This is a genomic window from Nocardioides sp. BP30, assembly GCF_029873215.1.
Lineage (GTDB): Bacteria > Actinomycetota > Actinomycetes > Propionibacteriales > Nocardioidaceae > Nocardioides.
This window is the reverse complement of the sequence record NZ_CP123620.1, coordinates 3,666,630-3,691,552: the sequence shown is the minus strand read 5'-3', so window position 1 is coordinate 3,691,552 and position 24,923 is coordinate 3,666,630. Positions and strand designations below refer to the sequence as shown.

The window sequence follows — 24,923 nt, the reverse complement described above, 5'->3', positions numbered from 1 at the left end:
CCGACGATTCACGATCGTGGTGGCCGACGTCGCGTGAGCCGATCTCGCCGTACGGGAAAAGGTCGGTGCCCCCACCCGGACGGATGGGGGCACCGACAGAAACCGACCTATCAACCCGCGAAAGGTGACCTCTCGACCCGCGAAAGGTGACCTCTCGGCGGGGTCAGAGTCCGTGCTTGATCGCGGTACGCAGGTCCTTGTTGAGCTGCGAGATGACGTCGAGCGGGATCTCCTTGGGGCAGGCCGCGGCGCACTCACCGATGTTGGTGCAGCCACCGAAGCCCTCGTGGTCGTGCTGGGCGACCATGGTGGAGACGCGGGTGTAGCGCTCCGGCTGACCCTGCGGCAGCTCACCGAGGTGGGTGATCTTGGCGCCGAGGAACAGCGAGGCCGAGCCGTTCGGGCAGGCCGCCACGCAGGCACCGCAACCGATGCAGGTCGCCACGTTGAACGCACGCATGGCCTTGTCGCGCGGCGCCGGCACCGAGTTGGCCTCGGGCGCCGAGCCGGTGTTGGCGGAGATGTAGCCGCCGTTGGCGATGATCCGGTCGAACGCGGAGCGGTCGACGATCAGGTCCTTGACGACCGGGAACGGGTCGGCGCGCCACGGCTCGATGGTGATCGTGTCACCGTCGGAGAACGAGCGCATGTGCAGCTGGCAGGTCGTGGTGACCTCCGGCCCATGTGCCTGGCCGTTGATCATCAGCGAACACATGCCGCAGATGCCCTCGCGACAGTCGGAGTCGAACGCCACCGGCTCCTCGCCGTGGGTGACCAGCTGCTCGTTGAGCAGGTCGAGCATCTCGAGGAAGCTCATGTCCTCCGAGACGCCGTCGAGCGAGTAGGTGTGCATCGCACCGGCGGAGGTCGCGTCGGCCTGCCGCCAGATCTTCAGGGTCAGGTTCACTTGTAGCTCCGCTGCTTCATCTCGATGGCCGTGTAGATCAGGTCTTCCTTGTGCAGGACCGGCTTGCCGCCCTCGAGCGAGTCACCGCCCCACTCCCAGGCCGCGACGTAGGCGAACTCCTCGTCGTGGCGCAGCGCCTCGCCCTCAGGGGTCTGCGACTCGGCGCGGAAGTGGCCGCCGCAGGACTCGCGACGATTCAGCGCGTCGATGCACATGAGCTCGCCCAGCTCGATGAAGTCGGCCACGCGGCCGGCCTTCTCGAGATCCTGGTTGAGGGAGTCGGCCGAGCCGAGGACCTTCACGTTGGTCCAGAACTCCTTCTTGAGGTCGCGGATCTTGGCGATGGCCTCGGTGAGGCCCTCCTTGGTCCGCTCCATGCCGCAGTACTCCCACATGATCTGGCCGAGCTCCTTGTGGATGGACTCGACCGAGCGGGTGCCGTTGATCGACAGGAACTTGTCGATCTGGGCCTGCACGCCGGCACGCGCCTCCAGCACCGCCGGGTGGTTCTCGTCGATCTTCTCGAACGGCCCGTCGGCGAGGTAGTCGCGGATGGTGTTCGGCAGGACGAAGTAACCGTCGGAGAGACCCTGCATCAGCGCCGAGGCGCCGAGGCGGTTGGCGCCGTGGTCGGAGAAGTTGGCCTCGCCGGTGCAGAACAGGCCGTCGATGTTCGTCTGCAGGTCGTAGCCGACCCACAGCCCGCCCATCACGTAGTGCACGGCCGGGTAGATGCGCATCGGGACCTGGTAGGGGTCCTCGCCGGTGATGCGCTCGTACATGTCGAGGAGGTTGTCGTACTTCTCCTCGATCGCCTCCTTGCCGAGCCGCGCGATCGCCGCACCGAGGTCGAGGTAGACCCCGCGACGGACCTTGACGTGGTTGCCGTCCTTGTCCGTCTCGTCCACCTGGGGGCCGACACCGCGGCCCTCGTCGCACATGTACTTCGCTGCCCGCGAGGCGATGTCACGGGGGACCAGGTTGCCGAAGGAGGGGTAGATCCGCTCCAGGAAGTAGTCGCGGTCCTCCTCGGGGATGTCACGCGGGTCCTTGGCGCAGTCCTCGGCCTTCTTCGGCACCCACATCCGGCCGTCGTTGCGCAGGGACTCCGACATCAGGGTCAGCTTCGACTGGTGCGCGCCCGTCACCGGGATGCAGGTCGGGTGGATCTGCGTGTAGCAGGGGTTGGCCATGTAGGCGCCCTTGCGGTGGGCACGCCACGCGGCGGTGACGTTGGAGCCCATCGCGTTGGTCGAGAGGTAGTAGACGTTGCCGTAGCCGCCCGTGGCGAGCACGACCGCATCCGCGAGGTGGGTCTCGATCTCGCCGGTGACCATGTCGCGGGCGATGATGCCGCGGGCCTTGCCGTCGACGATGACCACGTCGAGCATCTCGTGACGGCTGTACGGCGTCACCGTGCCGGCGGCGACCTGACGCTCCAGCGCCTGGTAGGCACCGAGCAGCAGCTGCTGGCCCGTCTGGCCGCGGGCGTAGAACGTGCGGGAGACCTGGACGCCGCCGAAGGAGCGGTTGTCGAGGAGGCCGCCGTACTCGCGGGCGAACGGGACGCCCTGTGCGACGCACTGGTCGATGATGTTGGCCGAGACCTCGGCCAGGCGGTAGACGTTCGACTCGCGCGAGCGGTAGTCGCCGCCCTTGACCGTGTCGTAGAAGAGGCGGTAGACCGAGTCGCCGTCCTCCTTGTAGTTCTTCGCCGCGTTGATGCCGCCCTGGGCGGCGATCGAGTGGGCCCGGCGCGGGGAGTCCTGGTAGAAGAACGACTTCACGTTGTAGCCGGCCTCGCCCAGGGTCGCCGCGGCCGCGCCACCGGCGAGGCCGGTGCCGACGATGATGACCTCGAGCTTGCGCCGGTTGGCCGGGTTGACCAGGCGGTTCTCGAACTTGCGGTTGGTCCAGCGGGTCGCGATCGGACCGGTCGGTGCCTTCGGGTCGACGAGCTTGTCGCCGAGCTCGTAGAAGCCGGCGGCGTCGTCGGAGACCTGGACGGACGGCTCGTTGTGGGCGACGAGACCGGAGAGATCTGCAGTGGAGGATGCCATGGGATGCCTTACTTCGTGATGACGCCGAAGATGGTGAACAGGGGAACCAGCGAGAAGCCGCCGGCGATCACGATCGCGACCACCCAGCCGGCGATGCGGGCGCGCGCCCGGGAGTCGGCGGTGTTGGTCCAGCCGAGGGTCTGGCAGGCGCTGAAGGTGCCGTGGTGCAGGTGGAGGCCCAGGCAGAGCATCGCGATCAGGTAGATGACGCCCATCCACCACGAGCTGCCGCCGAAGCTGTCCACGAGCAGGTTGTACGGGTCGTTGGTCGCGCCACCGGAGACGTTGATCTTGCCGATCGTGAACTCGAGCAGGTGCCAGACGATGAAGAGCAGCAGCGTCAGGCCGCCCCAGCGCATGGTGCGGCTGGAGATCGACGAGGCCACGTTCTTCTTGACCTGGTAGCGGGTGCTGCGGGCCCGGTTGGCGCGTCGCCACAGCGCGACGGCCGAGGCCACGTGCACCACCAGCGAGACGATGAGGACCGCGCGCAGGATCCAGAGGAAGCCGGAGTGGGGCAGCATCGGCGTGCCCAGCGTCCGCAGGTGCTCCGCATAGGTGTTGTAGGCGTCGTGGCCGGCGAAGGCCTTGAGGTTGCCGTACATATGCAGGAGCACGAAGATGATGAAGATGATCCCGCTGGTGGCCATGGCCAGCTTCAGCGCGATCGTCGAGCGCGTCGCACGCACTCCCTTGACGAGTTCGGTCGTTGCCACGGGACGACACCGTACTCTTTGTGACCGTCGTCGCGAACGCGGGGGAGGGTGTGACAAATAACCCGTTACCGGCCGGTACGGGTTCAGGCAGGCTCCAGGTCCGCCGCGCGACTGCCGTCGAAGCAGTGAGTAAGGCTTACCTTGCCCCACGACGGTCCGTTCCGTCCAATGAACGATCAGGTCGATATGATCCGTTCGTGGATCAATGGCTGCGCAAGCTCTCACCCCACCTCGCCGCCCTGGTGGCGCTGGCCGAGAACGACTGCCACATGACGCGGGCAGCGGCGACCCTCGGCGTCCCGCAGTCGTCGATGAGCCGACGGATCCACGCGCTCGAGCACGACCTCGGTCTGCCGCTGCTGATCCACGACGGCCGCGTCGTACGCCTCACGCCGGCCGCCCAACAGCTTGCCCGCCAGGTGCGGGAGCCCCTGCGCGACCTCGAGCGCGTGGTCGGTGCGATCACCGGTGAGGCGGATCCCGACAGTGGAACCGTCCGGTTCGGCTTCCCCCTCACGATGGGCTCGGGCCTCATCCCCGACCTGCTCGTCGAGTTCCGGCGGCGGCATCCCGGGATCCGGGTGGCCCTGAAGCAGGCGCACGGCGCGCAGCTGAGCGCCGACCTGTTGGCCGGTAGCCTCGACCTGGCCCTGACCATCCCCGCCCCGGAGCGGTTGCAGCACGTCCTCGTCGGGACGCAGCAGATCCACGTGCTGCTGCCGGAGGACCACCGCCTCGCCGACGCCGATCGCATCCGGCTCGAGGACCTGCGCGAGGAGACGTTCATCGCCAATCCCGCCAGCTACAACCTGCGCCAGCTCACCGAGCGCTGGTGTCACGACGCCGGCTTCACGCCCGACGTTGCGATCGAGGTGACCGAGTTCGCCACCATCCGCGAGCTGATCAGCCGCGGCCTCGGCATCGCCCTGCTGCCTCATGACGAGCGCACCCCGCCGGGGATCGCGGAGCGCCCGCTGGCCGGCACGGGGCATCACCGTGCCATCGCGCTGGCCTGGAGCGCGAGCGTTCCCGCGCCGGCCACGCGCCGGCTCTCGACGTTCCTCCGCGAGGGATTCGCCTGACGCGGCGCGACCTCACGAGCCCGTCGGCGACGAGGTGGTGCTACGAGGTGCTGTGACGAGGTGGTGTCACACGGTCGCCAGCACGTACGGCGCGACCAACTCGTCCACCGCGTCGCGCCAGCTGCGCGCCAGCGCCAGCTCTCGGGCGCGCTCGCCGAGAAGCCGGCGGCGAGGGTCCGCGGCGACCGCGGCGACCGCATCGGCCAGCCCGCCCTCGTCGACCGGGTCGTAGAGCAGTCCGGTCTCCAGGTGTCGTACGACGCCGACGGCGCCGCCGGACCGCGGTGCGACCACCGGGAGGCCGCTGGCCGCCGCCTCGCGCAGCGCGTGGCTGCAGGTCTCGGCGGCGCCGGGGTGGACCAGGACGTCGAGGGAGGCCAGGGCCGTGGCCAGGTCACCGCAGGCGAGCGGACCGGTGAACCGCGCCTCGGGCAGCCGCTGCTCGAGCCAGCCGCGCTGGGCGCCGTCGCCGATGATCACCGGCCGGATGCCGGGCACGGTGCGCAGTGCCGCCAGCTGGCGCACGCCGTGGCGCTTGGCGAGCGCACCGACGTACCCGACGACGATCCGAGGGCCGTCGGGTCGGCGTGCGCGCGACCACTTCTCCGCCAGCCACGGATCGCGCAGCGTGGGGGAGAACGCCGCCGTGTCGACACCGGGCAGCCACAGCTCGGCCTCGACGTCGAGGTCGGCGAGCCGCTCGACCATCCAGCGGGCGGTGACGACGAGCCGGTCCGCGCGGTCGGCGACCCGCGAGCGCCAGTACTCGGCGGTGGCGTCGGGCACCGGCGACTGCTGGACGGCCACGGTGCGCAGGCCGAGCGTCCGGGCGTGCTTGAGCGCCTTGCGGCCGAGCCGGCCGGGGTTGGTGACGTGCACCAGGTCGGGCTCGAACCGTGCGAGTGCCGCCCGCACCTGGCCGCCCGGCTTCGCGATCGGGTTCACCCGTACGACGCGGCTGCGGTTGTAGCTGGTCAGGCCCGGACCCGGTGCGATGAACTGCACCTCGTGGCCGGTCTCGATGAGCCGGTCGGCGATCGCCTTGAGCGTGGTGGTGGCGCCGTCCGTCGCGGGGTAGAAGGTGTCGGTGACGAGCGCGATCCTCATGTGAACGACGGTGCCTGTTCCAGGTGGCGGGAGGGCGATCGGCGAGTGGATGTCGGCTGAACTCCTCCGCAGGCAGGCTGTTCTCTGCCGCTGCTCGGCGATCAGCGTGGCGGCCACCCCGGCCCGGTAGGCGTCGACCCTCACCTGGGTGCTGTCGGCCAGGCGGAGGAACGTCATCGTGACCGAGCCGATCATGATCCGGCTGGTGCCGTCGCGACGGAGGGAAGGTCGGTCGAGCGGGATGCTCAGGAGGAGGTCGGCCGTTGCGCGCGCCGATCGGCTCGCCCGGTCCGCTCGGCGCTGCCGAGGAGCCGACCCTGCTCCAGTCGGCCGAGTCGGATCCGCTCGACGAGGTCGGCGATCACCCGCCGCGAGCGGTTCCAGTCACCGCCGTCGACCTCGTAGAGGAGGCGCCATCCGCGGCGCACCTCGACCTGCCAGTGCCTGCCGAAGAGCCGGGCTCCGAGAGCGATCGGAAGCACCAGCAGGAGCAGGAGGAACTCGGCCCCGGTGATCAGCGTCAGGATGAGGATCGGTAGGACGATCGCCACGGCGATGGCGCCCAGAGCACCGAGGATCGCTCCGGTGACGCTGTCGGCGAGGTCGATGCCCGCGAGCGGGTCCGGGTCCCAGGGGCGCGCGGAGAACCTCCTGCGCCACCGCCAGGGCAGCCAGCGCCGCCGCACGCGGTAGGTGACGCCGGCGGGATCGGTCGCTCGCACGCGCTCACCCTAGGTCCGCAGCGCGCCGCAGGTCGGGAACGTCACACTCTGTGGCGGACTTCACTCGCCCTGCCTAATGTGCGCGCATGACCTCCATCGAGCTCACCCAGCCCGAGGACGCTCACACCCGCGAGGAGTGGGAGAAGGGCGCCGCCGCCGTGCTGCGCAAGAGCGGCCGCATCGGCGAGGGCGACCCCGACAGCGTGGTGTGGGCCAAGCTGACCCGCACGACGCTGGACGGCATCGGCGTGACGCCGCTGGGGGTCCCCGGCGGCGACAGCGTCACCGTGCGTCCCGCCCGTACCGGGGCGTGGGACATCCGCTCGCTGGTCGCCGACCCCGATGCGAAGCGGGCCAACGAGGCCGCGCTGGTCGATCTGGACGGCGGCGTGACCAGCCTGTGGGTGAGCGCGGACCCGCGGACCGATCTCGCAAGGACCCTCGACGGCGTACTGCTGGACCTGGCGCCGGTCGTGCTCGACGCCCCGACGGGGTCGCTGCAGGTCGCCGAGACGTTCGTGGCGTACGCCGACGGGCGCGGCGTCGATCTGCACCCGCACACGAACCTCGGCGCCGACCCGGTCGGTGCCTCCCTGCGAGGTGCCGAGGCCGACGGCCCCTCGGCCGACAGCTCCTTCGCCGAGCTCGTCGAGGTGGCACGCCTGGCCCAGCGACACGGCATCCTGGCGGCGGTCGCCGACGCCACTGCCGCGCACGACCTCGGCGCCAGCGACGCCCAGGAGCTGGGCTACGGGATCTACGTCGCCACCCAGTACCTGCGGGCGCTGACAGCGGCCGGCCACACCGTCGCGCAGGCCGCCGGGATGATCGAGTTCCGCTTCGCGGCCACCGACGAGCAGTTCCCCACGATCGCCAAGCTGCGCGCCGCGCGCCAGCTGTGGACCCGCGTGCTGGAGCTGTCGGGGGTGGGCGCCGAGCCCCAGTCGAGCGAGCAGTCGGGCGAGCAGCCGGGTGCGATGCGGATCCACGCCTGCACCTCGCGTCCCATGCTCAGCAAGTACGACCCCTACGTGAACATGCTGCGCGGCACGGTCGCCGCCTTCGCGGCCGGCGTGGGCGGAGCGGACGCCGTCACCGTTCTCCCGTTCGACTCGGCCAACGGCCGACCGGAGGGCTTCGGCCGCCGGATCGCCCGCAACGTGAACCACCTGCTCATCGACGAGTCGCACGTGGCAGCGGTCACCGACCCGGCCGGAGGCGCGTACGCCGTCGAGCAGCTCACCTCGGACGCGGCGAACGCCGGCTGGGAGCAGTTCCAGCTGCTCGAGCGCGACGGCCTGGAGCCCCTCCGGACCCGCATCGCCGAGGTCGTGGCGCGACGCGAGGCCGACATCGCCAAGCGCCGGCGCCCGATCACCGGGGTCTCGGAGTTCCCCCACCTCGCCGAGACGCTCCCCGAGCGTGCGGCCGACCCCCTCAACGACCGGGTGCGCCGCTACGCCGCCTCCTTCGAGGAGATGCGCGACCACCCCGCGGCCGGACACGTCTTCCTCGCCACGCTGGGTCCGATCGCCCAGCACACCGCCCGCGCGACCTTCGCCACCAACCTGCTGGCCGCCGGTGGCATCGGCGTCGACGTCGCCGGGGCGACCGCCTCGCCGAGCGACCTGGCCGCTGCCTACCAGGGCCAGCCGGTCGTGTGCCTGGCCGGCGCCGACACCGCCTACGCCGAGTGGGGCCAGGCCGCGGCCGAAGCCCTCCGCGCGGCCGGTGCGACGTACGTGGTCGTCGCCGGGAGGCCCGTCGAGTATGCCGACGACTCCTGCGCCATGGGCGTGGATGCGCTCGCCTTCCTCCACCGAGTCCGGGAGAAGCTGTCGTGACCGTTCCTGAATCCTTCGCCGACCTGCCGCTGCGCGCCGCCTCCGACGCCGGGCCGAGCGGGACGTCCAGCTCCTCGACCGGGTCGGGGGAGGCGTGGCAGAGTCCCGAGGGCATCGAGATCAAGCCGCTCTACACCGCCGCCGACGTCGAGGGCCTCGACGGTCTGGACACCTGGCCCGGCCTCTCGCCGTTCCTGCGTGGCCCGTACCCGACGATGTACACCACCCAGCCGTGGACCATCCGGCAGTACGCCGGGTTCTCCACCGCCGAGGAGTCCAACGCGTTCTACCGCCGCAACCTCGCGGCCGGTCAGAAGGGGCTCTCGGTCGCGTTCGACCTGGCCACCCACCGCGGCTACGACTCCGACCACCCGCGGGTGCGCGGGGATGTCGGCATGGCGGGGGTGGCGATCGACTCGATCTACGACACCCGCACGCTGTTCGACGGGATCCCGCTGGACCAGATGTCGGTCTCGATGACGATGAACGGCGCGGTGCTGCCGGTGATGGCGCTCTACATCGCGGCTGCCGAGGAGCAGGGGGTGAAGCCGGAGCAGCTCTCGGGGACGATCCAGAACGACATCCTCAAGGAGTTCATGGTCCGCAACACCTATATCTACCCGCCGGTGCCCTCGATGCGGATCATCTCCGACATCTTCGCCTTCACCTCGACGAGGATGCCGCGGTTCAACTCCATCTCCATCTCCGGCTACCACATGCAGGAGGCCGGAGCGACGGCCGACCTCGAGCTCGCCTACACGCTGGCCGACGGCGTGGAGTACATCCGCGCCGGTCTGGCGGCCGGCATGGACGTCGATGCCTTCGCGCCGCGGCTGTCGTTCTTCTGGGCGATCGGGATGAACTTCTTCATGGAGGTCGCCAAGATGCGCGCCGCCCGCGCGCTGTGGTCGCGGCTGGTGCGCCAGTTCGATCCGTCGAACCCCAAGTCGCTGAGCCTGCGCACCCACTCCCAGACCTCCGGCTGGTCGCTGACGGCCCAGGACGTCTTCAACAACGTCGGCCGCACCGCGATCGAGGCGATGGCCGCGACCCAGGGACACACCCAGTCGCTGCACACCAACGCCCTCGACGAGGCGATCGCGCTGCCGACCGACTTCTCCGCGCGCATCGCCCGCAACACCCAGCTCCTGCTGCAGCAGGAGAGCGGGACCACCGGCACCATCGACCCGTGGGGCGGCTCCTACTACGTGGAGCGGCTCACCCACGACCTGGCCGAGCGCGCCTGGGCGCACATCCAGGAGGCGGAGGCGGCAGGCGGTATGGCCAAGGCCATCGAGCAGGGCATCCCGAAGATGCGCATCGAGGAGGCCGCCGCCCGCACCCAGGCCCGGATCGACTCCGGTCAGCAGAAGGTGATCGGCGTCAACACGTTCCGGCTGCCGGCCGAGGACCCGCTCGAGGTCCTCAAGGTCGACAACGACGAGGTCTACCGCCAGCAGGTGGCGAAGCTGGAGCGGCTGCGCGCCGAGCGCGACGACGACGACGTACGGCGCACCCTGGAGGCGATCACGCACGCCGCCGGCTCCGGCGAGGGCAACCTCCTCGAGCTCGCCGTCGACGCCGCGCGTGCCAAGGCCACCGTCGGTGAGATCAGCGACGCGATGGAGAAGGTGTGGGGCCGGCACCAGGCGGTGATCCGTACGATCTCCGGCGTGTACCGCGACGAGGCCGGCGAGGCCGGCAACGTCGCCGCCGTGCTGGCGGCGACCGAGGAGTTCGAGGAGGCCGAGGGCCGTCGCCCGCGCATCCTGGTGGCCAAGATGGGCCAGGACGGGCACGACCGCGGCCAGAAGGTCGTCGTCTCCGCGTTCGCCGACCTCGGCTTCGACGTCGACGTAGGCCCGCTGTTCTCCACCCCCGAGGAGGTCGCCCAGCAGGCGGTGGACGCCGACGTCCACATCGTGGGGGTCTCCTCGCTCGCGGCCGGGCACCTCACGCTGCTGCCGGCGCTCAAGCAGGCGCTGGCCGAGCAGGGCCGGCCGGACATCATGATCGTCATCGGCGGTGTGATCCCGCCCGACGACGTACCCACCCTGCGGGAAATGGGTGCTTCGGCGGTCTTCCTGCCCGGCACCGTCATCGCCGACTCCGCGCTCGATCTCCTCGCCCGGCTGCGCGAGCAGCTGGACGTCTGAGCCGGCACAGCGCGGTCGGTGAGCGGTCGCGGCGGCCCTGATGGACGAACCTTTGAAACGGTTCACCCAATAGACGGCTGACAGCCGCCGGTCGGCATCTTTACTTTTCACGGGTGGACGCCGCTCGTTCATTCCCGGTCCCTAGCGTCGGGGCGGCTCCTTGGAGCGCCCCCACACGTGAGATCGAGGAAAGCAGCCGCATGCCCACACCATCCCCCCGAGGCACGCACGTGCCTCGCCTGCTCCGCCCGCTCATCGCCGCGACCACCCTGGTCACGGTCGGCGGACTCGCCCTGACGCCCGTAGCAGCGCACGCCGCGGGCCCCCTGTCCGCGGTCGCGGCGACCGCCACCGACCCCAGCGCGGACGCCACCACCCAGGTCAACCCGTTCATGTCGACCCAGGGCGACCACGGTCAGAACCTGCCGGGCGCCGAGGCTCCCCACGGGCTGGCCAAGCCGAACCCGCTCACCTCGCCGAAGGGGTCGGCGCACTCGGGCTACGACTACGGGGCGTCCAAGATCGCGGGCTTCACGCTGACCAACCTCGACGGCGTCGGCGGCTCGGGCGGCGGCGGCGACCTGCTGGTGGTGCCGACCTACCAGAGCTACACCAGCAGGCCTGACACGAGCACCTACGCGCTGCCCTTCTCGCACACCGACGAGACCGCCACGCCGGGCTACTACCAGGTGGGGCTGCAGGCCTCGCAGGGCACCATCGACGCGCAGCTCACCGCCACGGTGCGCAGCGGCCTGGAGAAGTTCACCTTCCCGGCCGCCGGCCGGACCTCGCTGGTCTTCGACCTGGCGAACAACTTCACCGGCCGCAACGCCTCCGACCTCAGCGTGACCACGCTGGCGGACGGGCGTGCCGAGCTCAGCGGAGACGTCGTCGGGAACTTCAACGGCAACACCTACAAGCTCTACTTCGACTCGGTCACCGACACGCCGGTCGCCGGCGTGAAGACCTGGGGCTCCGCGGGCGGCGCCCTGACCTCGGCCACGGAGCGCTCGGGCACCGACACCGGTGCGGTGATGAGCTTCGACGTCAGCGCCGGGCAGTCGGTCCAGCTGACCACCACGCTCTCCCCGATCAGCGTGGCCCAGGCCAAGCGCGACCGGGCGGCCGAGCTGACGGGCGCGTCGTTCGACGACGTCGAGCAGGCGACGCACGACGCGTGGCAGCAGACCCTCGGGCAGGTCGCGGTCAGCAACGACGTCGCCACCGATCCGACGGGCGACCTGGAGAAGATCTTCTACACCAGCCTCTACCGGATGAATCTGACGCCGGTGAACGCGACCAGCACCGACGGCACCTACCGCGGCGTGGACGGGAAGGTGCACCAGGCCGACGGCTACACCCACTACGACGGGTGGGGCACGTGGGACGACTTCCGCAAGTACTCGATCATGGCGTACCTGTATCCGGGCGTGTACGACGACGAGGTGCAGTCGCTGGTCGACCTCTTCGATGCCGATGCCAACACCGGCAACGCGTCACTGAGCAGCCTCGTGCAGTCCGTCCCGACCGTCCGCTTCGAGCGCGCCTCGATCGTGATCGCGGACGCGATCGCCAAGGGCGTCCACCTCGACGGACTGGCCAAGGCCTACCCGGCGATCGCCGCCAACGAGAACCAGTACAGCGCCTCCGCGACAGCGCTCGGCTACCTCCCCAGCGACCCCGGCAACACCGTCGCGGCGTCGTACGACGACTACGCCATGTCGGTGATCGCCCAGCAGGTCGGCAACACCGCCGACGCCACCATGTACGCCAAGCGCGCCGGCAACTACGCCAACGTGATCAAGCCGGGGGGCGCCACGCTGGCCGACGGCACCCAGGTCGGCCTGCTGGCTTCCAAGGACGCCTCCGGCGCCTTCGGCAACGACGACCCCACCGCCTTCCAGGCGGCGAAGCTCTACCAGGGCACGCTGTGGCAGTTCAACTGGTACCCGTCGCAGGACCTGGCGGGCCTGATCAAGGACATGGGCGGCACCGCCGCCGCGGCGGACGCGCTGAGCAACTACTTCGGCGAGGAGGCGCCCGACGACGGCACCAAGATGCTGAAGTCGAACGCGAACGAGGTCGACCTGCAGACGCCGTACCTGTTCAACTATGTCGGTGAGCCGGCCAAGACCCAGAAGTGGGTCCGCGACCTGTACACCAAGGAGACCTGGCAGAACTACATCGCGACCGGCCAGACCGACAACAACACCCCGCCGTCGTCGAACGGGCAGCTGACGCCGCCGATCAAGCAGAAGGTCTTCCAGAACACCCCCGACGGCTTCCTGCCCACGATGGACGACGACACCGGCGCCATGTCCTCGACGTTCGTCGCGGCAGCGGTCGGGCTCTACCCGGTGACCGCCGGCACCACGCAGTACCAGGTCGGCTCGCCGTTCTTCCCGCGTGTCGACATCACCCACCCCGACGGCACCAGCTTCACCGTGACCGCCGACGGCGTCTCCTCCGACGACTACTACATCCAGTCGGCGACGCTCGACGGCAAGGCCTACGGCAACACCTGGGTCGACTACTCCGCGCTGGTCGGCAACGGCACCTTCGCCGCCACCATGGGCTCCCAGCCCTCGACCTGGGGCACGCAGGGGGCCGCGCCGTTCTCGATGAGTACGGCGGCAGCCACCCAGCCCGCGGGCGCCACCGTGACCTCCGACGTCACCAGCCTCACCGCTGACGCGAGTGGGGGAGTCGACGGCGACCTCCACCTGACCCTTGCGGGAGCGACCTTCGCCGGCACCGACGGCGAGGACTTCACCGCCGACGGCCAGGTCGAGGTCACCGGGCTACCCGACGGAGTCACCGCCAAGGTCATCCGCGCCAGCGCCACCACGCTGACGGTGCACGTCTCCGGAACGCTTCCAAGCCAGCAGAAGGCGAAGTTCGCCGTCCAGCTGCGGGATGCCGCGCTGGCTGGCGGGGTCACCGCCGATCAGGTCACCGGCACCGGCCTCGACAGCCGCGACCCGTTCACCATCCTGGTCACCGGGCGCTGGCGCGCCCAGCTGCAGAGCGACTACGCCGAGGCCCGATTGGTGGTCCAGGGCGGTTACACCAACGCGACGTACGCCGCCTTCGTGACAGCCCGCGACACCGCCAGGACCGTGCTGGCGACCGACTCGGCGACCGACGACCAGCTCCAGGACGCCGACTCGGACCTCTCAGCGGCGATGAACGCCCTCGTGCTGAGCGGAGGTGGCCTGGGCCAGATGCAGGCCGTGGACTACGACCTGCAGTCCACCGGGTTCGACCAGGACATCAACAAGGAGGGAGACCACATCGGTCAGGTGCGTCCCGGCTCGTGGATCGCCTTCCAGGGCGTCTCGTTCCCGGCCGACGACGTGCCCGATCAGATCTCGGTCGCCTACCAGGGCGCCTCGAACGACGGCTATGCCAATGCGGCTGTCGAGGTCCGGGTCGGCTCGCCGACCGGCACCTTGGTCGCGACGGTCGCCACCCCGCCCACCGCGACCGGCTTCAGCCTGACCAAGACCGCGACGGCGACCATCACGGACAAGGCCGCGCTCGCCGGCGCCAACACGATCTACTTCGTCTTCACCGGTTCCAACGCCGACGGGTCCACGGCGTTGCACTGGGTGGCCAACGTCTACTGGCTGCAGTTCGCCAACAGCGCTGACACCGCGCCCGTCGACAACAACGTCGTGCTCACCCCCGACGGCCGCACCGACTGGGGCGGTGACGGGGTGAGCGTCGGCAGCAACACCCTGAAGACCGAGACCGACACGGCCTCCGGGGCCAGCTTCACCGCCATCGCCAACACCCACAACGGCGACTGGGTCCACTGGGCGGGGGTCAACTTCGACCACGCCGCCACCCAGCTCAAGGTGCATTACATCGCCAACTCGACCCGGGTCCCGGCCGACGCCAACATCGACGTCTACCTCGACTCGAGGTCGGGCACCCCGCTGGTCAACGTCCCGCTGCCGGCCACCGGGACGACATGGTCCAGCGACGGCACCGCCACGGTGAACCTGCCCAGCCCTGTCAGCGGCACGCACGACGTCTACATCGTCATGCACGCCACCTACAGCAGTGCACTGCCCTACGTCGGCAACATCGGCGACCTGACGTTCGTCGCGCCGACCGACAACACCGACAGCGTCTCGATCCCGGCCGTCAACTACACCGCGTGGAGCGGGACCCCGCTGAAGACCGAGACCAGCACCCTCACCAGCGGCAGTGTCCAGGACGTCGGCGGCACCTCCGACGGCGCCTGGCTGGAGTACGACGGCATCAGCTTCAACAAGACGGTGACCTCGGTGTCGGTCCGCTACGTGAACAACTCCACCCGTGACGGAGCCAACTCCCGGGTCGACGTCTATCTGGACTCGATGACCGGCACTCCCGTGGCCTCGGTCCCGTTGCCGTACACCGGTACGACGTGGAGCGTCGACGGCAAGGCGACGCTGACGCTTCCCGCCGTCCTGACCGGCCAGCACAACGTCTTCGTCGTCATGCACACCACCCCGGTCAGCGGCCTGCCCAACTACGTCGCGAACCTGATCTCCTTCACCTTCAACTACGGGGTCGACAAGACCGGCCTGCAGTCGCTGTACGACACCGAGAAGCCGCTGCTGACCCAGGGCGCCTCCTACGTCGACATCGACTTCACGTCCTTCACCGCCGCCATGGCGCAGGCGGCGAGCGTCCTCGACGACGACGCTGCGGTGGGCTCCGACATCAGCGCCGCGACCCGGCTCCTGACGCAGGCCGCCGCCCAGCTCGAGACCCGAGCACGACGTGGGCTGATGGCGACGGTCGGCGACGCGTCGGCCATCGTGACCAAGCGCTACACCGACGCGTCCGTGGCCGCCCTCACCAACGAGCTCACCACAGCCCGGGCGATGGTGGCGGACGACACCGCCACCGACGCCGCCTACGCCACCGAGACGACCGCCCTCCAGGCGGCCATCGACGGGCTGGTCGCCAAGGCGACGACGGTGCCCCAGCCGCCGAACGCCGTCTCGGCCGCCGCCAGCGGTCAGACGCTGACGGTCGTGTGGGCGGCTCCGACCGATGACGGCAACTCCGACCTCACCGGCTACACCGTCACCCTCACCGGCGGTCCCGCGGCGGTCGCGCCGCGGGTGGTCGGGCCGGCCACGCTGAGCGCCACCTTCACCAACCTGGCGCGCGGGTACTCCTATCAGGTCGCGGTGGTGGCGACCAACGCCCAGGGCGACTCGCCGGCCGCCACCTACAGTGCGTCGGTGCCGATCGCCGCGCTGGTGCCGGCCGACCCCGACGCTCCGTCGGTCTCGGTCTCCGGCTCGGCCGTGACGGTGACCTGGACCGCTCCGGTGGACAACGGGTCGCCCATCACCGGCTACTCGGTGCGTCTCGGCGGTGGCACGCCCGTCACCGTCCCGGCCGGCACCACCAGCCACACGTTCAAGAACGTGGCCGGCGGTGACTACAAGGCGGCCGTCGCGGCGATCAACGCCATCGGCACGTCGGCGTACACCTCCTCGCAGTCGTTCACGGTGCTGCCGCAGGCATCGGTCACCAAGGTGAGCGCCCAGGCGCTGTCCTGGTCGCAGGTGCGGGTGGGCTGGACGGCCACCACCGCCTCGGTCCCGTCGGTCCTGAAGGTGACGCTGAGCCGGAACGGCCGGACCGTCGCGACCCAGCAGGTCTGGTCCGACGTCGGGCACGCGGTCTTCACCGGACTGGCCGGCGGGACGGCGTACCGAGCGACCGTGGGCGTCCTGGACGGCGGTGCCACCCTGGGTGCCGACGTCCGGACGCCGGCCCAGCCCCACGTGCGGAGCCATGCCGTCAAGATCACGGGCAAGGCCCGGGTCGGCAGCAGGCTGAAGGTCCACCTGTCCCGGGGCTCGTGGTCGGCCGGCACGCACTTCACCTACGAGTGGACGGTGAACGGCAAGAAGGTCGGCACCGGAGCCAAGCTGAAGGTGAAGGCGACGTACGCCGGCAAGCGGATCAAGGTGAAGGTCACCGGCTCGAGCAGCGGCCTGCTGCCGACGGTCGTGACCAGTGCGGCGGTGAAGGTCAGGCGCTGACCGCCACCCGCCTGCCACACCGCGCGCGCCCTGGCTGCTCCGGCAGCCGGGGCGCGCGTCCGTCCTCGGCCCGGCCATCGGCAGGGCACCTGGCCGGCTGGGTAGCCTGTCGCCCATGCCTGCCGACCGCGTGCGCGACCTCCTCGACGGGATCCGGGAGGGCCGCCGGGCGGCCGTCTCGCGGGCGATCACCCTGGTGGAGTCCACCAAGCCCGCCCACCGCGAGCAGGCGCGCGAGCTGTTGACCCGGCTCGCCGAAAGTGACCACTCGACCCGCGGAAGTGGACCTCTCGGCGTGGTGCGGGTCGGGATCTCGGGGGTTCCCGGCGTCGGCAAGTCCACGTTCATCGAGTCGCTCGGGACGCTGCTCACCGGTCAGGGACACCGTGTCGGCGTGCTCGCCGTCGACCCCTCCAGCGTCCGCACCGGCGGCTCCGTCCTGGGCGACAAGACCCGGATGGCCCGGTTGGCCGTGGACCCGAACGCGTTCATCAGGCCCAGCCCGAGCGCCGGCACCCTCGGCGGTGTGGCACGCGCGACGGTCCAGGCGATGACAGTGCTGGAGGCCTCCGGGTACGACGTGGTCCTGGTCGAGACCGTCGGCGTCGGCCAGTCCGAGGTCACCGTCGCGGGGATGGTCGACACCTTCCTCTTCCTCACCATCGCCAACACCGGTGATCAGCTGCAGGGCATCAAGAAGGGCATCCTCGAGATCACCGACGTGGTCGCGGTCAACAAGGCCGATCCGGCCGACGAGGCGCGGGCCCGGCAGGCGCGCGCTGCCGCGCGCGAGCTCTCCGGGGCACTGCGACTGGTCCGGGGTCGTGGCGAGTGGGTGCCGCCGGTGGTGACGGCGTCGGGGCTGACCGGGCACGACGTCGACGGTGTCTGGGACCAGGTGATGGCCCACCGCGACCACCTCGGCGAGGAGGGACTGCGGCACAAGCGCGCCCAGCAGCAGCTCGAGTTCACCTGGGCGCTGGTCCGCGACGAGCTCGACCAGCGGCTGCGGCACTCGGCCGGCGTACGCGCGATCCGTCGAGAGGTGAGCGAGCAGGTGCTCGCGGGGGAGCTGCCGGCGACGGTGGCCGCCGATCGCCTGCTGGCGGCGTACGACGACGTCTCCGGGGCGCCCGTCGAACCCCCGCACGTCGCCGCTGAGTAACAAACATGTATCCGTCCGCGCAACGCGGTGTCCCGCGGCTGAGCGCTGCCTTAATGTGGGCCGCATCCGAGCGGCGCCGGACGGGCTGCCGCCATCCCAAGGAGGACCTTTGCGTCACGTTGCCAAGACCCTTGCCGCGATGGGCGCCGTCGCGCTGATCGCGGCCGGCTGTTCCAGCAAGGCCGACAACAACGCCTCGGACAGCAACGCCTCGGGCAGCTCGAGCGCGGGCGCCTCGACCAGCGCCAGCGGCGCCAAGATCAAGGCCTGCATGGTCCTCGACACCGGCGGTGTCGACGACAAGTCGTTCAACCAGTCCTCCTGGGACGGCCTGCAGGCCGCCGCCAAGGCCAACCCCAACATCACCCCGTCGTACGTCGCCTCGAACACGAGCAACGACTACACGCCCAACCTGACCGCGCAGACCAACGCCAGCTGCAACACGATCATCGCCGTGGGCGGCCTGATGGCCGACAACGTCAAGAAGATCGCGACGGCCAACCCGAACCAGCACTACGCCGAGATCGACAACCCGTCGACCGCCAGCAACGTCTACGGCCTCGAGTTCAACACCGCCCAGGGCGGCTTCCTCGGTGGCTACCTCGCCGCGGCGATGAGCAAGTCCGGCACCGTCGGCACCTGGGGCGGGCTCAACATCCCGCCGGTGACGATCTACATGGACGGCTTCTGGGAGGGCGTCCAGTACTACAACCAGCAGATGAAGAAGAACGTCAAGGTGCTCGGCTGGGACGAGAAGAACCAGAAGGGCGGCACCTTCGCCGGTTCCTTCACCGACCAGAACAAGGGCAAGTCGATCACCCAGGCGATGATCCAGCAGGGCGCCGACATCATCTTCCCGGTCGCCGGCGGCTCGGGTCTGGGCGCGGGTGCCGCGGCGGAGGCCTCGGGCGGCAAGGTCAACCTGATCTGGGTCGACACCGACGGCTACGAGAGCGCCGCGCAGTACGGCAAGTACTTCATCACCTCGGTGACCAAGGGTCTGTCCCAGTCGGTGCAGGACTACATGAAGCAGGTCGGCAGCGGGACCTACCCGACGGGCAACTACGTCGGCACCCTGCAGAACGGCGGCACCGGTCTGGCGCCGTTCCACGACTTCGACTCCAAGGTCCCGCAGGACGTCAAGGACGCGCTGAGCAAGATCACCTCCGACATCGAGTCGGGCGCCATCAAGATCACCTCGCCGAGCCAGCCTCAGTGACGCTGATCTGAACAGTACGACGAACGGTCGCGGGGGAGCCCTGGGCTCCCCCGCGACGCTTTCGTGCCCACTAGTGTGAGATCGACCAAGGAGGTGCGGTGAAGCTCGAACTTCGGGGAATCACCAAGCGCTTCGGCTCTCTGACCGCCAACGACCACATCGATCTGGTCGTCGAGCCGGGGGAGATCCATGCGCTGCTGGGCGAGAACGGCGCCGGCAAGAGCACGCTGATGAACGTCCTCTACGGGCTCTACCAGCCCGACGAGGGCGAGATCCTCATCGACGACCAGCCGGTGACGTTCACCGGGCCGGGCGATGCGATGGCCTCCGGCATCGGCATGGTCCACCAGCACTTCATGCTGATCCCCGTGTTCACCGTGGCGGAGAACATCGAGCTCGGGCACGAGCGGACCAGCGCCGGGCTGCTGCGGTTCCTGGACCGTCGGCGTGCTCGCCGCGAGGTCCAGGAGATCTCCCAGCGCTACGGCCTCGCCGTCCCGGTCGACGCGCTGGTGCAGGACCTGCCGGTGGGCGTGCAGCAGCGCGTGGAGATCCTGAAGGCGCTCGTGCGCGACGCCCAGGTGCTCATCCTCGACGAGCCCACCGCCGTGCTCACCCCGCAGGAGACCGACGACCTGATGAAGATCATGGTCTCGCTCAAGGAGAGCGGCACCGCGATCGTGTTCATCACGCACAAGCTGCGCGAGGTCCGGGCGGTCGCGGACAAGATCACCGTGATCCGGCGCGGGAAGGTCGTCGGCACGGCATCCCCGGACTCCTCGCCGGCCGAGCTCGCCTCGCTGATGGTCGGTCGTCCGGTCAAGCTCAACGTCGACAAGGAGCCGGCGCAGCCGGGGCCCGACGTGGTCGAGGTCTCCGGCGTACGCGTCCTGGACGACGCCGGCGCGGTCACCGTCGACGACGTCAGCTTCACCGTCAGGGGCGGCGAGATCTACGCCCTCGCCGGCGTGCAGGGCAACGGCCAGACCGAGCTCACCGAGGCTATCGTCGGCCTCGACCGGGCCACGGCGGGCAGCATCAGGATCGCCGGTGTGGACGTCACCCGGATGAGCGTCGACGACATCCTCGGCCTCGGGGTGGGCTACGTCCCCGAGGACCGCCTGCACGACGGCCTCGTCTCCAGCTTCTCGGTCGCGGAGAACATGGTGCTCGACCTCTACGACCAGCAGCCCTACTCGGGCCGGCTCAACCTGGACCTCAAGCACATCGCACAGCACGCCGCGAGCAAGGTCGAGGAGTTCGACGTCAGGACCTCCTCGGTCGACCACGCCGCCTCGACCCTGTCGGGTGGCAACCAGCAGAAGGTGGTGCTCGCGCGGGAGATGTCGCGCCCGCTGAAGCTGCTGATCGTGGCCCAGCCGACCCGCGGACTCGACGTGGGGTCGATGGAGTTCGTGCACAAGCGGATCGTCGCCGAGCGCGACAACGGCGCTGCGGTCATCCTGATCTCCAGCGAGCTCGACGAGGTCCTCGGCCTCGCCGACCGGATCGGGGTCATGTACCGCGGCAAGATCATCGGTGAGGTGCCCGCCGGCACCGACGCAGAGGAGATCGGCATGCTGATGGCCGGCCAGGCCGACGCCCCGAGCGCGGGCGAGCAGAACACGGGAGCGACCCGATGAGCGCCACCACCGCACAGACGCCGGCCCCCACCCCGGCGCCCGCACCTGCATCGACGCCCGCGCGGCGCCGCGGCCAGGCGTGGGACACCGCGCTGGTCACCGTGCTCTCGTTCGTGACGGCGCTGGTGATCTCGGCCGTGCTGATCGCCATCTCCGACAAGCAGACCCGCGACTCGCTGCAGTACTTCGCGCACTATCCGGGCGACACGTTCCGGTTCGCCTGGTCGGCCATCTGGCACACCTACCAAGCACTCTTCTACGGCGCGATCTTCAACCCGCACACCGCCTCCAACGGCACGCTCTCGGGCTACCTCGGCCCGATCTCGGAGACGCTGACCAACGCCACGCCGCTGATCGCCGGCGGTCTCGCCGTCGGCGTGGCCTTCCGCGCCGGGCTGTTCAACATCGGCGGCCAGGGCCAGATCATCATCGGTGCCGTGTTCGCCGGGTTCGTGGGCTTCCACTGGCACCTGCCGGCCGGCCTCCACCTGATCGCCGCGATCCTGGCCGGCATCCTCGGCGGCGCGCTGTGGGGCGGCATCGCCGGCTTCCTGAAGGCCCGCACCGGAGCGCACGAGGTCATCACGACCATCATGCTCAACTACGTCGCCATCAACCTCCTGGGCTACCTGCTCTCGGTCAAGGGCTTCCAGGCCCCGCCGTACGGCCAGGCGATCGCCAACCCGGTGGACCACAACGCGACGCTGCCGCTGCTGCTCGGCAGCAGCCTGCGCGTCCACCTCGGACTCATCCTGTCGCTCGCGGCCGCCGCGCTGGTGTGGTGGCTGCTGAAGTACAGCCGGCTCGGCTTCCGGCTGCGGGCGGTGGGGGCCAACCCGTTCGCCGCCCGGACCGCCGGCATGCACGTCGAGAACAGCTACATCGTGGTGATGCTGATCTCCGGTGCGCTGTGCGGACTGGCCGGCGTCTCCCAGGTGCTCGGCACGAACCCGCAGATCACCAGCGACATCGACGGCGGCATCGGCTTCGACGCCATCACCGTGGCGCTGCTGGGTCGGGCCAACCCGGTCGGCACCGTCTTCGCGGGCCTGCTCTTCGGCGCCCTGCGCGCCGGTGGCCCCCTGATGCAGCAGTACGCGCCGATCGAGCTGGTCCAGGTGATCCAGTCGTTGATCGTGCTCTTCATCGCCGCACCCGCGCTGATCCGCGCGATCTACCGGCTCAAGACATCCGGCTCCTCCGTGGGTGCCGAGCTCGCGAAGGGGTGGAACGGATGACCGCGGCCGTGGAGTCGGAGGACCTGACCGTCGACCACGAGGTCGTCGTCGACACAGCGCTCGGCACCCGCACGCGACTGCTGCGCGCGGCCGCCTACGCCGTGCTGGGCCTGATCTCGCTGGTGTGGCTGGGCCTGGCCGTGCACGGCGGCACCGCCCACCTCGTCTTCGACGGGCACACCGTCTCCCTGCCGGCCAAGGCGACGGTCATCGTCATCGGCGTGGTGCTGCTGGGCGTCGCCGCCTGGCAGGCGGTGCGGGGCTTCGGCAGCCGGTCCACGCCATGGGTGGCAGGGATCGTGTTCGTGCTGTTCATGGTCGCGTTCTTCTCCTGGGTCTCCACCCAGGGGAACAACCCCGACATCGACGTGGTCGGCCTCCTGCAGAACTCGATCGGGCTCTCGGTCCCCCTGATCCTGGGCGCTCTCGCCGGGGTGATGTGCGAGCGCTCCGGCGTCATCAACGTCGCCATCGAGGGTCAGATGCTGGCCGGGGCCTGGGCGGCGGCCCTGGTCGGCAGCGTCGCGGTGACGTGGGTCGGCCTGTTCGGCGCCCTCGCCGCCGGCGCCTTCATGGGCGTGCTGCTGGCTGTCTTCGCGATCCGCTACCTGGTCAACCAGGTGGTGCTCGGCGTGGTGCTCAACGTGCTGGCGGCCGGCCTGACCGGCTTCCTGTTCGACGCCTTCATGCAGACCGACAGCGAGAAGTTCAACACCCCGGGCGTGCTGGGCGAGATCGACATCCCGTTGCTGCACTCGATCCCGGTGATCGGGCCGCTGTTCTTCGAGGCGAACATCGTCGTCTATCTGACCTACATCCTGATCTTCGGTGTCGACGTGGCCCTCTTCCGCACCCGGTGGGGCCTGCGCACGCGCGCCATCGGCGAGCACCCGAAGGCCGCCGACACCGTGGGCATCAAGGTCCTCGCGCTGCGCTACCGCAACGTCCTGATCGGGTCGGCGATCGCCGGCCTGGGCGGTGCCTACTTCACGATCGGGTCGGTCGGCGGCTTCGCCAAGAACATCACCTCCGGCAACGGCTTCATCGCGCTGGCGGCGGTCATCTTCGGCCGCTGGTCCCCGCGCGGGGCCACCGCTGCGGCGCTGCTGTTCGGCTTCGCGATCGCGCTGCAGAACAACCTGTCCATCAACACCCACGCCATCCCGTCCTACTTCCTGGCGATGCTGCCCTATGTCGCCACGATCGTCGCCGTGGCCGGCCTGGTCGGGAAGGTCCGTGCGCCCGCCGCCGACGGAGAGCCCTATGTCAAGCAGTGAGGCGACGGCCGCCACGCAGCTCTGGGCCACCTTGCGGGCGGCCGCCGAGTCCGCTGCCGAGCACGCGTACGCGCCGTACTCCGGCTTCTCGGTGGGGGCCGCGGCCCTGGTCGAGGACGGCCGGATCGTCAGCGGGTGCAACGTCGAGAACGCGGCGTACGGCGTGACGCTCTGCGCCGAATGCGGTCTGGTCTCGCAGCTGCACCTGACCGGCGGTGGCCGGCTGACCCACTTCGTGTGCGTCAACGGGGAGCGCGAGCTGATCATGCCGTGCGGCCGCTGCCGCCAGCTGCTGCACGAGAACGGCGGTCCGTCCCTGGTGCTGCTCACCCCTCGCGGCGAGCGGACGATGACCGACGTACTTCCCGACGCCTTCGGACCCGAGGACCTGACATGACCGAGACCCCCGCACCCGTGGCCGACGACGCCCACGACGTGATCGAGGTGATCCACGCCAAGCGTGACGGCGGCGAGCTCAGCGACAGCCAGATCGACTGGGTGATCCGTGCCTACACCGACGGTCGGGTCGCCGACGAGCAGATGGCTGCGCTCAACATGGCCATCCTGCTGCGCGGAATGGGTCGCCGCGAGATCGCCCGCTGGACGGCGGCGATGATCGCCACCGGTGAGCGGATGTCCTTCGGCTCGCTGTCGCGCCCGACCGCCGACAAGCACTCCACCGGCGGCGTCGGGGACAAGATCACCCTCCCGCTCGCTCCGCTGGTGGCCGCCTGCGGGGTGGCAGTGCCACAGCTGTCGGGTCGCGGCCTGGGCCACACCGGCGGCACGCTCGACAAGCTGGAGTCGATCCCGGGCTGGCAGGCGTCGCTGAGCAACGAGGCGATGTTCGCCCAGCTCGAGGACGTCGGTGCGGTCATCTGCGCCGCCGGTGCCGGACTGGCCCCGGCGGACAAGAAGCTCTACGCGTTGCGGGACGTCACCGGCACGGTGGAGTCGATCCCGCTGATCGCCTCCTCGATCATGAGCAAGAAGATCGCGGAGGGCACCGGGGCGCTGGTGCTCGACGTGAAGGTGGGCACCGGCGCCTTCATGAAGTCGCTGGCCGACGCCCAGGAGCTGGCGCGCACCATGGTCGACCTGGGCACCGACGCCGGCGTCCGCACCGTCGCGCTGCTCACCGACATGTCCACCCCGCTCGGGCGCACCGCCGGCAACGCGCTCGAGGTGGCCGAGTCCGTCGAGGTGCTGGCCGGCGGCGGTCCCGCCGACGTGGTCGAGCTGACGGTGGCGCTGGCGCGGGAGATGCTGGCGGGCGCCGGCGTCACCGACGTCGACCCGGCCGAGGTGCTCGCGTCCGGGCGTGCGATGGACGTATGGCGGGCGATGATCGCCGCGCAGGGCGGCGACCCGTCGGCGGCGCTGCCGCTCGCGCGTGAGACCCACGTGGTCACTGCCCCCACGTCCGGGGTGCTGACCCGGCTGGACGCCCTCGCGGTCGGTCTGGCCGCATGGCGGCTGGGCGCCGGGCGGGAACGCAAAGAGGACCCCGTGCAGTACGGCGCGGGCGTCGTCTGGCACGCGCGGCCGGGGGACGTGGTCACCGCCGGGCAGCCGCTGTTCACGTTGCACACCGACACCCCGGAGCGGTTCGAGCGGGCACTGGCGGCGCTCTCAGGCGGCTACGACATCGCCCCGGCGGGGTCGGCGTACGAGCCGACGGCGCTGATCCTCGACCGGATCTCCTGACGTCGACTCGGGCCTCCGTCC

The 24,923-nt window shown here is 70.1% G+C and carries 16 protein-coding genes; 11 read left to right on the top strand and 5 right to left on the bottom strand.

The features are described from left to right. Window positions 1–163 precede the first annotated feature (163 nt). From P5P86_RS17400 to P5P86_RS17390, 3 genes are read right to left on the bottom strand one after another with little or no spacing between them, the layout of a single operon-like run. Window positions 164–907 carry a succinate dehydrogenase/fumarate reductase iron-sulfur subunit gene (locus P5P86_RS17400; RefSeq protein WP_280608708.1) on the bottom strand — a complete coding sequence of 248 codons (744 nt, stop codon included), beginning with the start codon at window positions 905–907 and terminating at the stop codon, window positions 164–166. Beyond that, on the bottom strand, window positions 904–2,967 hold the full coding sequence (locus P5P86_RS17395) for a fumarate reductase/succinate dehydrogenase flavoprotein subunit (RefSeq protein ID WP_280608707.1): 2,064 nt from the start codon (window positions 2,965–2,967) through the stop codon (window positions 904–906). Before P5P86_RS17395 ends, P5P86_RS17400 begins: the two co-directional genes overlap by 4 nt. A gap of 8 nt (window positions 2,968–2,975) precedes the next feature. Next, window positions 2,976–3,683, bottom strand: coding sequence for a succinate dehydrogenase cytochrome b subunit (locus tag P5P86_RS17390; protein WP_280608706.1), 708 nt, complete (start codon window positions 3,681–3,683; stop codon window positions 2,976–2,978). 197 nt (window positions 3,684–3,880) lie between these two features. On the opposite strand from P5P86_RS17390, the gene P5P86_RS17385 reads away from it, so the two are divergent. Beyond that, on the top strand, window positions 3,881–4,765 hold the full coding sequence (locus tag P5P86_RS17385; protein WP_280608705.1) for a LysR family transcriptional regulator: 885 nt from the start codon (window positions 3,881–3,883) through the stop codon (window positions 4,763–4,765). Window positions 4,766–4,831: 66 nt separating this feature from the next. On the opposite strand, the gene P5P86_RS17380 is transcribed toward P5P86_RS17385, so the two are convergent. Together P5P86_RS17380 and P5P86_RS17375 are read right to left on the bottom strand one after the other, a co-directional pair. Then, window positions 4,832–5,872 carry a glycosyltransferase gene (locus P5P86_RS17380; protein WP_280608704.1) on the bottom strand — a complete coding sequence of 347 codons (1,041 nt, stop codon included), beginning with the start codon at window positions 5,870–5,872 and terminating at the stop codon, window positions 4,832–4,834. A gap of 245 nt (window positions 5,873–6,117) precedes the next feature. Next, entirely contained in the window at window positions 6,118–6,594 is a 477-nt protein-coding gene (locus tag P5P86_RS17375) for a hypothetical protein (protein WP_280608703.1), read from the bottom strand. Between the two features lie 86 nt (window positions 6,595–6,680). Here P5P86_RS17375 and P5P86_RS17370 point away from each other — a divergent pair, with 86 nt between their 5' ends. The 10 genes from P5P86_RS17370 to P5P86_RS17325 all read left to right on the top strand — a co-directional run bounded on the left by P5P86_RS17370 (window position 6,681) and on the right by P5P86_RS17325 (window position 24,902). Next, a complete protein-coding gene (locus tag P5P86_RS17370; RefSeq protein ID WP_280608702.1) occupies window positions 6,681–8,438 on the top strand; it encodes a methylmalonyl-CoA mutase family protein in 1,758 nt (585 codons plus the stop codon). Between the two features lie 29 nt (window positions 8,439–8,467). Further along, window positions 8,468–10,594, top strand: a complete 2,127-nt coding sequence (gene scpA / locus P5P86_RS17365) for a methylmalonyl-CoA mutase (protein WP_280611282.1) — start codon at window positions 8,468–8,470, stop codon at window positions 10,592–10,594. Between the two features lie 230 nt (window positions 10,595–10,824). Continuing rightward, complete coding sequence (locus P5P86_RS17360) at window positions 10,825–16,653, top strand: glycoside hydrolase domain-containing protein (protein WP_280608701.1); 5,829 nt, start codon at window positions 10,825–10,827, stop codon at window positions 16,651–16,653. Between the two features lie 115 nt (window positions 16,654–16,768). Beyond that, window positions 16,769–17,818 carry a methylmalonyl Co-A mutase-associated GTPase MeaB gene (gene meaB / locus P5P86_RS17355; protein WP_280608700.1) on the top strand — a complete coding sequence of 350 codons (1,050 nt, stop codon included), beginning with the start codon at window positions 16,769–16,771 and terminating at the stop codon, window positions 17,816–17,818. 109 nt (window positions 17,819–17,927) lie between these two features. Then, window positions 17,928–19,037, top strand: coding sequence for a BMP family lipoprotein (locus P5P86_RS17350; RefSeq protein ID WP_280608699.1), 1,110 nt, complete (start codon window positions 17,928–17,930; stop codon window positions 19,035–19,037). A 98-nt stretch (window positions 19,038–19,135) separates the two neighbouring features. Next, on the top strand, window positions 19,136–20,680 hold the full coding sequence (locus P5P86_RS17345; RefSeq protein ID WP_280608698.1) for an ABC transporter ATP-binding protein: 1,545 nt from the start codon (window positions 19,136–19,138) through the stop codon (window positions 20,678–20,680). Continuing rightward, on the top strand, window positions 20,677–21,918 hold the full coding sequence (locus P5P86_RS17340) for an ABC transporter permease (protein WP_280608697.1): 1,242 nt from the start codon (window positions 20,677–20,679) through the stop codon (window positions 21,916–21,918). The genes P5P86_RS17345 and P5P86_RS17340 overlap by 4 nt, the downstream gene beginning before the upstream one ends. Continuing rightward, a complete protein-coding gene (locus P5P86_RS17335; protein ID WP_280608696.1) occupies window positions 21,915–23,195 on the top strand; it encodes an ABC transporter permease in 1,281 nt (426 codons plus the stop codon). The genes P5P86_RS17340 and P5P86_RS17335 overlap by 4 nt, the downstream gene beginning before the upstream one ends. Beyond that, window positions 23,182–23,592: a cytidine deaminase gene (locus P5P86_RS17330; RefSeq protein WP_280608695.1), complete on the top strand. Its 411-nt coding sequence runs from the start codon at window positions 23,182–23,184 to the stop codon at window positions 23,590–23,592. Before P5P86_RS17335 ends, P5P86_RS17330 begins: the two co-directional genes overlap by 14 nt. Next, window positions 23,589–24,902: a thymidine phosphorylase gene (locus tag P5P86_RS17325; RefSeq protein WP_280608694.1), complete on the top strand. Its 1,314-nt coding sequence runs from the start codon at window positions 23,589–23,591 to the stop codon at window positions 24,900–24,902. The genes P5P86_RS17330 and P5P86_RS17325 overlap by 4 nt, the downstream gene beginning before the upstream one ends. Window positions 24,903–24,923: the final 21 nt, after the last annotated feature.